Origin of the sequence: Devosia nitrariae (assembly GCF_030160115.1) — a bacterium.
GTDB lineage: Bacteria > Pseudomonadota > Alphaproteobacteria > Rhizobiales > Devosiaceae > Devosia > Devosia nitrariae.
In genome coordinates, this window is sequence record NZ_BSNS01000015.1 from 25,500 (window position 1) to 37,629 (window position 12,130).

Here is a 12,130-nt window from a genome sequence, read left to right on the forward strand (position 1 = left end):
AATATATTCGGGAGACAATGATCATGAAATTGACGAAAGGCCTTCTGGCCGCATCGGCGGTGCTTGCGCTGACCGCAGGCGCAGCCCAGGCGAAAACGCTGGTCTATTGCTCGGAGGGGTCGCCGGAGGGTTTCGACCCGGCTCCCTATACGGCCGGCACCACGTTCGACGCGTCCTCGCGTCCGATCTACAATCGTCTCGTGCAGTTCAAGAAAGGCTCGTCGGAAACCGAGCCAGCCCTCGCCGAGAGCTATGACGTCTCCGAGGACGGGCTGGAATACACCTTCCACCTGCGCCAGGGCGTCAAGTTCCACACGACCGACGAGTTCACCCCGACCCGCGATTTCAACGCCGACGACGTCCTCTTCTCGTTCGAGCGGCAGTGGAAGGAAGATCACCCCTGGCATGCCTATTCGACCGGCATCACCTGGGAATACTTCAACTCCATGTCGATGAGCGACCTGCTCGCCAACATCGAGAAGGTCGACGACTATACCGTCAAGTTCACCCTCACCCGTCCGGAAGCCCCCTTCATCGCCAACCTGGCGATGGACTTCGCCTCGATCATGTCGGCCGAATATGCCGCCCAGCTCGAGGAAGCCGGCTCGATGGACATGCTCAACCAGCAGCCGGTCGGCACCGGCCCGTTCCAGTTCGTCGCCTACCAGCAGGATGCGGTGATCCGCTATGCATCGTTCGATGACTACTGGGGCGGTGTCCAGCCGATCGACGACCTGGTCTTTGCCATCACCACGGATGCCGCGGTGCGCGCCCAGAAGCTTCAGGCGGGGGAGTGCCACGTGATGCCCTATCCGAACCCGGCGGACCTCGAGATGCTGCAGTCGGATTCGAACCTGACGGTCATGGAGCAGGAAGGCCTCAACGTCGGCTACCTCGCCTACAACACCCAGATGGAGCCGTTCGACAACGCCGAGGTGCGCAAGGCGCTCAATATGGCCATCGACAAACAGGCCATTATCGACGCCGTGTTCGAGGGCAACGCCGCCATTGCCAAGAACCCGATCCCGCCCACCATGTGGTCCTACAACGACGCCATCGAAGACGACCCCTATGATCCCGAGGCTGCGCGGCAGATGCTGGCGGATGCCGGTGTCGAGAACCTCTCGATGAAGGTCTGGGCCATGCCCGTTTCGCGTCCTTACAACCCCGACGCGCGCCGCATGGCCGAGCTCATCCAGGCCGACTTTGCCGAGGTGGGCGTCACCGTAGAGATCGTCTCGATGGAATGGGCCGAATACCTCGAGCAGTCCTCGAACGTCGACCGTGACGGTGCGGTGCTGCTCGGTTGGACCGGCGACAATGGCGATCCGGACAACTTCCTTGCGGTCCTCCTTGGTTGCGATGCCGTCGGCAACGCTAACCGCGCCCAGTGGTGCAATGAGGATTTCGAGGCTCTGATCCAGGAAGCCAAGACCATCACCGACCAGGACGAACGCGCTGCGCTTTATGAGGAGGCCCAGGTGGTCTTCAAGGAGCAGGCGCCCTGGGCAACCATCGCCCATTCCAAGGTGTTCATGCCGATGTCCACCGATGTCACCGGCTATGTGATGGATCCCAAGGGCACACACGCCTTCGACGGCGTCGATATCGCCGAGTAAGCGGGTATTCAGTCCGGGGGCGCTTCGGTGCCCCCGGCAACCCGTAGACAGACATGTTTCGTTTCCTTTTCCACCGCCTTCTCCTCATCGTGCCGACTTTCATCGGCATCACGATCATCGCTTTCGCTTTTGTGCGCGTGCTTCCGGGCGACCCGGTGCTGCTGATCGCGGGAGAGCATGGCGTCACGCCCGAACGCTACCAGAGGCTCATGGAGCAGTTCGGCTACAACCGGCCCATCTGGGAGCAATACTGGGACTATCTCGTCGGCATTGTCCAAGGTGACTTCGGCACCTCGATCTCCACCAAGCGCCCGGTGATCCGGGACTTCCTGACCCTGTTCCCGGCGACGGTCGAACTTGCCTTCTTCGCCACGCTCTTTGCCGTGGTCATCGGCATTCCCGCAGGCGTGCTCGCTGCCGTACGGCGCGGCTCCTGGTTCGATCAGCTCACCATGGGCACAGCGCTCGTCGGCTATTCCATGCCCATCTTCTGGCTGGGGCTGCTGCTCATCATCTTCTTTTCCGGCATTCTGGGCTGGACGCCGGTCTCGGGCAGGATCGACCTTCTCTATTTCTTCCCGGCCGTCACCGGCTTCATGACCATAGATGCGCTGCTCTCGGGCCAGAACGGCGCCTTCACCTCGGCCATCAGGCATCTCATCCTGCCGACGGTGACGCTTGGTACCATTCCGCTCGCTGTGATCGCGCGTCAGACGCGCTCGGCCATGCTCGAGGTGCTGGGTGAGGACTATGTGCGCACGGCGCGCGCCAAGGGCCTCCCGCCCGGCAAGGTCGTCGGGGTGCATGCTTTGCGCAATGCCCTGATACCCGTGGTGACCACCATCGGCCTGCAGGTGGGGGTGATGATGGCTGGCGCCATACTGACCGAGACCATCTATTCCTGGCCCGGCATCGGCAAATGGATGATCGACGCCATCTCGCGGCGCGACTATCCGGTCGTCCAGGCGGGGCTGCTGCTCATCGCCCTGGTGGTGATGGTCGTCAACCTCATCGTCGACGTCGCCTACGGGTTCATCAACCCACGCATACGGCACCGATAGGAGGCGACATGTCCGAACCCGTCACCGTCGCCACCGGCTCGCGCGAACCCGGCCTTGCCGCGCAGCTACGCGAATTCTGGTATTATTTCTCCTTCAATCGCGGCGCCGTCATTGGCCTCGTCGTCTTTATCCTGCTGGTGCTGGTGGCCCTCTTCGCGCCGGTCATCGCCCCGCACTCCCCGACCCAACAGTTCCGCGACGCCCTGCTGACGCCCCCCTCCTGGCAGGTGGGTGGCCGGTCCGAGTTCCTTCTCGGTACCGATGCAGTCGGCCGCGACATCCTCTCGCGGCTCATCCACGGGGCCCGCTTCTCGCTGCTCATCGGCGCGGTGGTCGTCGTTCTGTCGCTCTCGACCGGCATCGTCTTCGGGCTGTTGGCCGGTTATGCGCGTGGCTGGGTCGACATCGTGCTGATGCGCATCATGGACCTGATCCTCGCCTTCCCCTCGTTGTTGCTGGCGTTGGTGATGGTCGCGATCCTCGGACCGGGCCTCATCAACACCATGATCGCCATCGCCCTGGTGCTGCAGCCGCACTTCGTGCGCCTGACACGCTCGGCCGTGCTCGGGGAACTGGGCAAGGAATATGTGGTGTCGGCCAAAGTGGTCGGTGCCGGGCATCTGCGCCTCATGTTCCTGACCATCCTTCCCAACTGCCTTGCCCCCCTGATCGTCCAGGCAACGCTCTCCTTCTCGACCGCCATCCTTGATGCGGCAGCCCTCGGCTTCCTCGGTCTCGGCGCTCAGCCGCCGACGCCTGAATGGGGGACGATGCTCGCCGAAGCACGCCAGTTCATCCTGCGCGCCTGGTGGGTGGTGACCTTCCCGGGCCTGGCCATCCTCGTCACGGTGCTGGCCATCAACCTCGTCGGCGACGGGCTGCGCGATGCGCTCGATCCCAAACTGAAGCGGAGCTGAGCCATGCCCCTGCTCGATATCCGCAACCTCACCGTCGCCTTCGATACCTCCATCGGCCTTTTCAAGGCGGTCGACGGTATCGATATTTCGGTCGACGCTCGCGAGGTGCTGGCGATCGTAGGCGAGTCCGGTTCGGGCAAGTCCGTTGCCATGCTCGCGGTCATGGGCCTGCTGCCGGCCACAGCCACGGTCACGGCCGATGCCATGACATTCGAGGGCCGGGACCTCCTCGCCATGTCGCCCGGCGAAAGGCGCGCGATCATCGGCAAGGACATCGCCATGATCTTCCAGGAGCCCGTCGCCAGCCTCAATCCGTGCTTCACCGTCGGTTTCCAGATCGAGGAGGTGCTGCGCGAGCACCTGGGATTGACCGGTCGCGCGTCGCGGCAGCGGGCGATCGAGCTTTTGACTGATGTCGGCATTCCCGACCCCGCCGAGCGGCTCGGCGCCTACCCGCATCAGATGTCGGGCGGCCAGTGCCAGCGCGTTATGATCGCCATCGCCATCGCCTGCAATCCCAAGCTCCTGATCGCGGACGAGCCGACGACAGCGCTGGACGTCACCATCCAGAAGCAGATCCTCGACCTGCTCGTGCGCCTGCAGGCCGAGCATGGCATGGCGCTGATCATGATCACCCACGACATGGGGGTCGTCGCCGAGACCGCCGACCGCGTCATCGTCCAGTACAAGGGCCACAAGATGGAAGAGGCCGACGTGCTCTCGCTCTTCGAGCGGCCGAAGTCGCGCTACACCAAGGCGTTGCTCGCGGCTCTCCCCGAAAATGCCGTCGGCGACCGGCTTCCGACCGTCGGCGACTTCCGCTTCGAGGACGAATTGGGAGGCGCGCGATGAGCCCGGTCCTCGAAGTCAGCAACCTGACGCGCGACTATCATGTGGGTGGCTCGCTCTTTCGGCGGGCCCACACCGTGCATGCGGTCAAAGGCGTCAGCTTCTCGCTCGAGAAAGGCAGGACCCTCGCGGTCGTGGGCGAGAGCGGTTGCGGCAAGTCCACACTCGCGCGCATGGTCACGCTCATCGATCCGCCGACCTCGGGCGACATTCTGATCGACGGCGAGAAGGTCGACATCACCCATGGCGTCCCCAAGCAGCTGCGCCGCAAGGTGCAGATCGTCTTCCAGAATCCCTATGGCTCGCTCAACCCGCGCCAGAAGATCGGCGATGTGCTGACCGAGCCCCTGCTGCTCAATACCGACATGCCGGCCGCGCAAAGGCGCGAGCGCGCGTACGAGATGCTGGTCAAGGTGGGCCTCGAGCCCGAGCACTTCAACCGATACCCGCACATGTTCTCGGGCGGCCAGCGCCAGCGCATCGCCATTGCCCGCGCTCTGATGCTCAATCCGTCCTTCCTCGTGCTCGACGAGCCGGTCTCGGCGCTCGACCTGTCGGTGCAGGCACAGATCCTCAACCTTCTGGCGGACCTGCAGGATGAGTTCGAGTTGACCTATGTCTTCATCAGCCATGACCTTTCGGTCGTGCGCTACATCGCCGACGAGGTGATGGTGATGTATTTCGGTGAGGTGGTGGAGCATGGCAGCCGCGACGCCGTCTTCGGCGATCCGCAGCACGACTATACCAAGACCCTCTTTACCGCGACGCCAAGAGCCGACGTCGAGAGCATCAGGGCACGGCTTGCCCGAAAGGCACAGCTGGCGGAAGTCTCTGCCTGAAGCCTATCCGGCGCCAGTCTCCTCGACCGCGAGCCGACGCCCCTGGCGCGCCGAGGCCATGAGCGCGTCGATGAGGCGGTGTACGGCAAGGGCGGTGCGCCCGGTCGAAGCCGGCTGCCGGCCGCTGCGCAGGGCATCGGCGAAATCGGCGATCAGCGCCTTGTGCCAGTCGAACGGGAAGGCCATGGGATCCGCCCCGCCGCCGCCCTCGCTCGGCCCGCCTACAGTTTCGCTGCGCCCGTCCATCCAGGAGATGGTCAGCGCTCCGCCTGAAAGCGTCGCGCTCGCCCTATCGAAATTGAAGGTCAGGCTCTCCGGCCCGCCCGGATAATTGGCGGTCGTTGCCATGAGCGCGCCGACAGCGCCATTGGCAAAGGTGAGGCCGGCCGCAACGAAATCCTCGGTCTCCATCTGGTGGAGGCCAGTCGTCGCGGCAAAGGCGGTGACTTCTCGCACAGGTCCCGTCAGCGAAAGCATGAGATCGAGCGAATGAATGGCCTGGGTGATGAGGACGCCGCCGCCGTCCTGCTCCAGCGTGCCCCGGCCGGGCTTGTCGTAATATCCGGCCTGCGGGCGCCACCAGGGCGCCAGTACCTGCACGGCTTGCAGCCGGCCGAAGCGCTCCTCGGCAATAGCTTCCGCGAGCGCCTTCGAGGCCGCACGGAAGCGGTGCTGGAAGACGATGCCGAGCGTTAGGCCTGCCGCCTCGCAGGCCGCAACGGTTCGCTCCGCTGCCGCGGTCGTGCGCTCGACGGGCTTCTCCATGAGGATGTGCTTGCCGGAGCTGGCCGCTGCCTTGACGATCTCCTCGCGCGCGTTGGGCGGGGTAAGGATCAAAAGCGCGTCGATGCGCGGATCGGCCAGCAGGACCTCGAGGCTTTCGGCGGGCGGGAAGCCATACTGGGCACAGAAGGCGTCGCGCTCGGCGGCGTTTCGCCGAAAGACGCCGAGCACCGCGATCTCGTCGGCAAGCGCCTGGAGCGCCAGCGCGTGCGGCTTGGCGGCCATGCCTGCCCCGACGAGTCCCAATCCCAGCCGTCCCTGTTCATCCGCCATTCAGCCGCGCCCTCTCACATTGCCCGTCGTCTTGATACCATCACATGTGCCGTGTTCAACGCGCAACGCCCTGACGACGGTGCGGGTGATGACCATCACCTGAATAGCAAACACACCCTAGGACGCCTTGCGCCAGGGCTGCGCGGCCAGGAACGCCTTCAGCGCCTCACTGTCCATGGGTTTGGCGAAAGCGTACCCCTGCAGCACCTCGCAGCCGAGTTCGGAGAGGATGCGGGCATGCTCCATTGTCTCGACCCCCTCGGCGAGCACCTCGATGCCGAGCGCCTTGCCGATGTCGATGATCGAGGACAGGAGCCGCCACTGCGCCGGGTCCTCGGTGATCGGGCTGACCAGCAGCCGATCGATCTTGAGGCGCTTGGGGCGCAGGTTCTGCAGCGAGACGATCGAGGCATAGCCGGTGCCGAAATCATCGATCTCGATGTCGATGCCCAGCTCCTTGAGCTGGTCGATGTTCCAGGCCACGGTCTCGTCACGCTCGTCGAGATAGATGGATTCGACGAGTTCGAACGACACGGTGCCGGGCGTGAACGCCAATTGCTCGAGGCCGGCAATCAGATCCTCGTCGTGCAGGCGGCGCAGCGACACGTTCACTGAGACGCGTGGCACGCCGAGACCGGCCTGACGCCAGTCGTTGAAGTCTGCAAGCGCCTGCTCCAGGATCATGCGGTCGATGGTCGAGACGGCGTTAAGCTCCTCGGCGATGTCCAGGAACCGGTCGGGCGTCAGCAGCCCGTGAACGGGGTGACGCCAGCGCGCCAGGGCCTCGACCCCGACGACATCGTGCGTATGTGCGTCGAACTGAGGCTGATAGTGGGCGAGGAACTCGCCGCGATCGATGCCGTTGAGGATTTCGTCGGCCACCCGCTTGGTATTGACGACCTCGGCCTGCAGCGCTTCGCTGAAGAACTCATAGCGGCTGCGCCCGCGCGCCTTGGCGCGATAGAGCGCGATGTCGGCATCGACGAGCAGCGACTTGCCATCCGCCGCCGGCGAAGCTGCCATCGCGATGCCAACGCTCACCCCGCAACGGCATTCGTGACCCTGGTAGACGACGGGCACACGCATATCGGCAATGATGCGGTTGGCGAGTTCGCCGAGCGCGGCCTGGCCGGGAGCCGCTACGCAGACAACGACAAATTCGTCGCCGCCGACGCGGGCAACGAAATCCTCCCGCCCTGCATTGCGGCGCAGCACTTTGGCTGCGTGCACCAGCACCGCATCACCCGCGGCATGTCCGAGGGTGTCGTTGATCTGCTTGAAGCGGTCGAGGTCGATGTGGAGGAGCGCGATGCCCGCGCCGTCCCCACTCGCTGCACGGACCTTCAGCGTGTCGTCGAGGTAGCGGCGGTTAGGCAGGCCCGTCAGGCTGTCGTGGAGGGCGTTGTGCTCAATGCGGGCCTTAGCGGCCTCAAGCTGGCGGTTGCGCGCCTCGGTCAGGCGCTTTGCGCGCTCGAGGTCCTCATTACGCGCCACATCGCTCGTCACATCCCAGTTGACCCCGATGATGCGCGGATTCTCGCCCGGGTCAGTATAGACCGCACCGATCGTGCGGATGACGCGAACCCGACCGTTGCCATCGACGACGCGGAACTGCGAGGCATAACGTCCCGTCTCGATCCCCTGCCGGAAATCGCGCTCGGCCCGCTCGATGTCCTCGGGGTGCAGCGCGCCACGCCAGTCGTGATAGCTGCGCTCGCCGCCGTCGGCCTTGAGGCCGTAGAGTTCGTTCATGCGGTCGTCCCAGACCAGATGGTTGGTGACGATGTCCATTTCCCAGACACCGATACGCGAGGTATCGAGCGCCAAGCCCAGTCGTCTCGAAAGCTTGGCCAGAAGCGCTTCGCGTTGGCCGAGCTCGCGGATGTGCCTTTGCCGCTCGTCCATCAGCCGCCCCGCGATCACCATCGGAACGAGGATGACGAGACCGGCCGTCGCGATCACCACACGCAACAGCCAGGCATTAGGCGGCGTCCCGTTCCACCCGACCTTGGGCACCGCCGCGATTTGCCACCAGCCGGTCGGAAGCGTCACGCCCGCTGTCACTGGATCGCGGGTGAGAACGCTCTCGTCGCCGTAGAAGGGCCTGCCCTGCGCGCCGAGCGCATCCTTGCCGACGATGGCGATATCGATGGGCAGGTTCGGATCCGTGAGCCCGCTCTCGCTATAAAGGCGGTCGGCGTCGATGACCGCCGACACGAGCCCCCAAAAAACCGGCTGACCGTCCAGCCGGTTATAGACAGGAAAACGGGCAACGAAACCCCATCCGCCCTGCACGAGATCAACAGGCCCGGCAAGAACCACATTGCCGCTCTCCTTGACGCGCAAAGCTGCCTCGCGCTGCTGCGGGTTCGTAGTATAGTCGAGACCGATGGCGCTCTCGTTACCGGCAAGCGGATAGATGAGTTCGACAACCATGTCGGGCGCCGCCGCGATATTGCGCAACTGGCTGTGTTCCTCGAAAAGGTTCGCGGCGAGCTCGGAAAACCGCTCTTGGTCGATGTCGGGCTCGGTAGCGATGGTGCCGATGAACCCGCGCACCAGCTGAATGTTGCCGTTGATATTGCCCTCGAGCTTGGCGCGGATCAGCCAGACCTGATCGACGACCTTGGCTCTGAGGCTTTGCTCGTAGAGCTGCGTATTCTGCTGGTCGGCATAGAACCCCGCCAGAATGATCACGACTGTGGTGATCACCGCGGGGATCAGTGTCGGCCGCAGCCAACGCCGCCAGCCACTCACATCAGAGCGTTCCTGCTCGTCCACGCATCACTCTGCCCCGGCGGCAGCTCCCCAAATCGGGACACATTAGCCGGCCAAGGGTTTAATTCGCCTTAGCAACTTCTAGACAGCGAGATGCGAAAAAAGCCCGTCCCGGACCTGAACCGGGATGGGAACTGGAGCACGCGATTTGACATGAAATAGCATCGCGCTCCAGCGCATCAGCCGACGCGTCTGCCGCTCTCGCGCTCGAACGGGTGCAGGGCTGCTTCCGGCAGATAAAAGGCGATCTCCTCGGCCTCCGCTAACCTGGTGCGCCCCTGGATGACGAGGATGACGATCTGGTCGGAGCCGGCGAGCCGTGCGTAGACATGGCTCTCGCCGCCCACCGGCTCGATCAGCTCGACGGTTCCCTTGAGCGCGATGGCCTCGCCCTGTGGCTTTTCGAGGAGGATCGCGTCGGGCCGCGCCCCGACGACATCGGCCGACTGCGGGAGAGACGCTGGCAGGGTCACGCCCGGCAGTTCGCGCAGCTTGGAAACGTCGAAGATGTTCATCGGAGGCGAGCCGATGAAGCCGGCGACGAATAGGGACGCCGGCTGTTCGTAGAGCTCGACCGGCTTGCCGACCTGCTCGATGCGGCCGGCATTCATCACCACCAGCCGGTCGGCCAGCGTCATCGCCTCGAGCTGATCGTGGGTGACATAGACGCTGGTGGTTTTGAGGTTGCGCTGGAGGCGCTTGATTTCGATGCGCATCTGTCCGCGCAGCTTGGCGTCGAGGTTGGAGAGCGGCTCGTCGAAGAGGAACGCTTTTGGATGCCGCACGATGGCACGGCCCATGGCGACGCGCTGGCGCTGGCCGCCCGAGAGCTGGCGGGGCTTGCGTTCGAGGAACGGCTCGATCTCGAGGATGCGGGCCGCCTCGGTGACGCGCGCATCGATCTCGGCGCGCGGCGTGCCGCGGTTCTTGAGCCCGTATTCGAGATTTCCGCGCACGCTCATATGCGGGTAGAGGGCGTAGTTCTGGAAGACCATGGCGATGTCGCGCTCGGCCGGTTCCTTGCGGTTCACCACGTCCCCGCCAATGGAGACTGTGCCGTCGGTAATGGTCTCGAGACCCGCAATCATGCGCAGGAGCGTCGATTTTCCGCAGCCGGAGGGGCCGACGAGCACCACGAGCTCGCCGTCGTCGATCGAAAGGTCGAGCCCGTGGATGGCCGTGACGTTGCCGGGATAGACTTTCCTGATCCCCGCGATGTCGATGGTTGCCATTATTATTTCTCCGTTTCCACAAGGCCTTTGACGAACAGGCGTTGCATGAAGATGACGACGAGCACGGGCGGGAGCATGGCCAGCACTGCGCTCGCCATCACCACGTTCCATAGGGGCTCGGTGTCGGCAGTGGCGGCCAGCCGTCTGATGCCCATGACGACCGTATAGTAGCGTTCGTCCGTGGTGATCAGAAGCGGCCACAGATACTGGTTCCAGCCGTAGATGAAGAGGATCACGAACAGCGCTGCGATATTGGTGCGCGACAGCGGCAGCAGGATATCCCGGAAGAACTTCATGGGACCAGCCCCGTCGACGCGTGCGGCTTCCATCAATTCGTCCGGCACGGTCAGGAAGAACTGGCGGAAGAGAAAGGTCGCCGTCGCCGAAGCAATAAGCGGTACGGTCAAGCCGACATAGGAATTCAGGAGGTTCAGGTTTGCCACGACCTCGAATGTAGGCAGGATCCGCACCTCGACCGGGAGCATCAGCGTGATGAAGATGGCCCAGAAGGCCAGTTGCCGGAAGGGGAAACGGAAATAGACGATGGCGAACGCCGACAGCAGCGAGATGGCGATCTTGCCGATGGCGATGACCAGGGCCATGATCAGCGAGTTGGTCATCATCAGTCCCAGCGGCGGCGCCCCTGAGGTCGACACCCCTGACGAGAGCATGCGCGAGTAGTTCTCGACAAGGTGCGGACCCGGCAGCAGCGGGATCAGGCCGGACAAGAATTCATTGGACGCGCGGGTCGAGGCGATGATGGCGATATAGACCGGAAAGGCCACGATCAGCACCCCGATGATCAGCACCAGGTGCGAGAGGAACGTCAGCAAGGGGCGGTTCTCGACCATCGTCAGTACTCCACGCGCCGCTCGATGTAGCGGAACTGAATGACCGTGAGCGAGATCACGATCGCCATCAAAATCACGGACTGGGCGGCCGACGAGCCGAGATTGAGACCGATGAAACCGTCGTTGAAGACCTTGTAGACCAGTATGTTAGTGGCTTGGGCGGGCCCACCGGAAGTGGTGGCGTGGATAATGCCGAAGGTATCGAACATCGCATAAGTGATGTTGACGACCATCAGGAAGAAGGTGGTGGGCGAGAGCAGGGGAAAGACGATGGTGAAGAAGCGCTTGACCGGCCTTGCCCCGTCGATCGCGGCTGCCTCGGAAAGCGAGGCGGGTATGGACTGCAGGCCAGCGAGGAAGAAGAGGAAGTTGTACGAAATCTGTTTCCAGGTCGAGGCAAAGATCACCAACAGCATGGCATCCGTGCGCGACAGCGTGTGGTTCCAGTTGTAGTTCAGCATGTCGAGCACATAGCTGAACACCCCGATCGAAGGATTGAACATGAACCACCACAGGATGCCGGCAACGGCCGGCGCCACGGCGTAAGGCCACACCAGGAAGGTCGTATAGGCGTTGCGCGTGCGGATCATGCGGTCTGCAGCGACGGCGAGCAGCAACGAGACGCTCATGGAGAGCGCTGCGACGCTCGTCGCAAATACTGCCGTCACGCTGAGCGAATTGAGGTATTGGGGGCTCGTGAACAGGTCGAGGAAGTTCGAGAAGCCGACGAAGCTGGTTCTGAACCCGAAAGCGTCCTGACGCAGGAACGACTGCCAGAGCGCCTGACCGGCTGGCCAGAGAAAGAAGATGGCGGTGATCGCCAGTTGCGGAAACAGGAGGGCGTAAGGCAGGCCCTTGTTGCTGAATATCGTTCTCTTGGTCTGCATGATGTTCCCGCATGAAAATCCGCGCCCGTGAGGGGCGCGGA

General features: G+C 63.6%; 10 protein-coding genes. 5 read left to right on the forward strand and 5 right to left on the reverse strand.

What is annotated here, in order from left to right:
• Positions 1-23 precede the first annotated feature (23 nt).
• From QQK18_RS16000 to QQK18_RS16020, 5 genes are read left to right on the forward strand one after another with little or no spacing between them, the layout of a single operon-like run.
• Positions 24-1,619 (forward strand): ABC transporter substrate-binding protein, encoded by a 1,596-nt coding sequence (locus tag QQK18_RS16000; RefSeq protein ID WP_284341362.1) that lies wholly within the window; start codon positions 24-26, stop codon positions 1,617-1,619.
• Positions 1,620-1,672: 53 nt separating this feature from the next.
• Positions 1,673-2,680 carry an ABC transporter permease gene (locus QQK18_RS16005; RefSeq protein ID WP_284341363.1) on the forward strand — a complete coding sequence of 336 codons (1,008 nt, stop codon included), beginning with the start codon at positions 1,673-1,675 and terminating at the stop codon, positions 2,678-2,680.
• Between the two features lie 8 nt (positions 2,681-2,688).
• The gene (locus tag QQK18_RS16010; RefSeq protein ID WP_284341364.1) at positions 2,689-3,597 is read left to right on the forward strand and encodes an ABC transporter permease subunit; all 909 of its coding nucleotides are present in this window, start codon (positions 2,689-2,691) and stop codon (positions 3,595-3,597) included.
• A gap of 3 nt (positions 3,598-3,600) precedes the next feature.
• On the forward strand, positions 3,601-4,449 hold the full coding sequence (locus tag QQK18_RS16015; protein WP_284341365.1) for an ABC transporter ATP-binding protein: 849 nt from the start codon (positions 3,601-3,603) through the stop codon (positions 4,447-4,449).
• Positions 4,446-5,285, forward strand: a complete 840-nt coding sequence (locus QQK18_RS16020) for an ABC transporter ATP-binding protein (protein WP_284341366.1) — start codon at positions 4,446-4,448, stop codon at positions 5,283-5,285. The genes QQK18_RS16015 and QQK18_RS16020 overlap by 4 nt, the downstream gene beginning before the upstream one ends.
• 3 nt (positions 5,286-5,288) lie before the next feature.
• On the opposite strand, the gene QQK18_RS16025 is transcribed toward QQK18_RS16020, so the two are convergent.
• The 5 genes from QQK18_RS16025 to ugpA all read right to left on the reverse strand — a co-directional run bounded on the left by QQK18_RS16025 (position 5,289) and on the right by ugpA (position 12,089).
• A complete protein-coding gene (locus QQK18_RS16025; RefSeq protein WP_284341367.1) occupies positions 5,289-6,341 on the reverse strand; it encodes a Gfo/Idh/MocA family protein in 1,053 nt (350 codons plus the stop codon).
• 117 nt (positions 6,342-6,458) lie between these two features.
• Positions 6,459-9,122, reverse strand: a complete 2,664-nt coding sequence (locus QQK18_RS16030) for a bifunctional diguanylate cyclase/phosphodiesterase (RefSeq protein ID WP_284341368.1) — start codon at positions 9,120-9,122, stop codon at positions 6,459-6,461.
• Positions 9,123-9,298: 176 nt separating this feature from the next.
• Positions 9,299-10,351 (reverse strand): sn-glycerol-3-phosphate import ATP-binding protein UgpC, encoded by a 1,053-nt coding sequence (locus QQK18_RS16035; RefSeq protein WP_284341369.1) that lies wholly within the window; start codon positions 10,349-10,351, stop codon positions 9,299-9,301.
• Between the two features lie 2 nt (positions 10,352-10,353).
• Entirely contained in the window at positions 10,354-11,202 is an 849-nt protein-coding gene (gene ugpE, locus QQK18_RS16040; protein ID WP_284341370.1) for a sn-glycerol-3-phosphate ABC transporter permease UgpE, read from the reverse strand.
• A gap of 2 nt (positions 11,203-11,204) precedes the next feature.
• Positions 11,205-12,089 carry a sn-glycerol-3-phosphate ABC transporter permease UgpA gene (gene ugpA, locus QQK18_RS16045; protein ID WP_284341371.1) on the reverse strand — a complete coding sequence of 295 codons (885 nt, stop codon included), beginning with the start codon at positions 12,087-12,089 and terminating at the stop codon, positions 11,205-11,207.
• Between the last annotated feature and the right edge of the window lie 41 nt (positions 12,090-12,130).

What these genes read in the sequence shown, in the direction of transcription:
- QQK18_RS16000 (WP_284341362.1), top strand. Translation starts at nt 24, where the DNA reads ATGAAATTGACGAAAGGCCTTCTGGCCGCATCGGCGGTGCTTGCGCTG.
- QQK18_RS16005 (WP_284341363.1), top strand. Translation starts at nt 1,673, where the DNA reads ATGTTTCGTTTCCTTTTCCACCGCCTTCTCCTCATCGTGCCGACTTTC.
- QQK18_RS16010 (WP_284341364.1), top strand. Translation starts at nt 2,689, where the DNA reads ATGTCCGAACCCGTCACCGTCGCCACCGGCTCGCGCGAACCCGGCCTT.
- QQK18_RS16015 (WP_284341365.1), top strand. Translation starts at nt 3,601, where the DNA reads ATGCCCCTGCTCGATATCCGCAACCTCACCGTCGCCTTCGATACCTCC.
- QQK18_RS16020 (WP_284341366.1), top strand. Translation starts at nt 4,446, where the DNA reads ATGAGCCCGGTCCTCGAAGTCAGCAACCTGACGCGCGACTATCATGTG.
- QQK18_RS16025 (WP_284341367.1), bottom strand. Translation starts at nt 6,341, where the DNA reads ATGGCGGATGAACAGGGACGGCTGGGATTGGGACTCGTCGGGGCAGGC.
- QQK18_RS16035 (WP_284341369.1), bottom strand. Translation starts at nt 10,351, where the DNA reads ATGGCAACCATCGACATCGCGGGGATCAGGAAAGTCTATCCCGGCAAC.
- ugpE (WP_284341370.1), bottom strand. Translation starts at nt 11,202, where the DNA reads ATGGTCGAGAACCGCCCCTTGCTGACGTTCCTCTCGCACCTGGTGCTG.
- ugpA (WP_284341371.1), bottom strand. Translation starts at nt 12,089, where the DNA reads ATGCAGACCAAGAGAACGATATTCAGCAACAAGGGCCTGCCTTACGCC.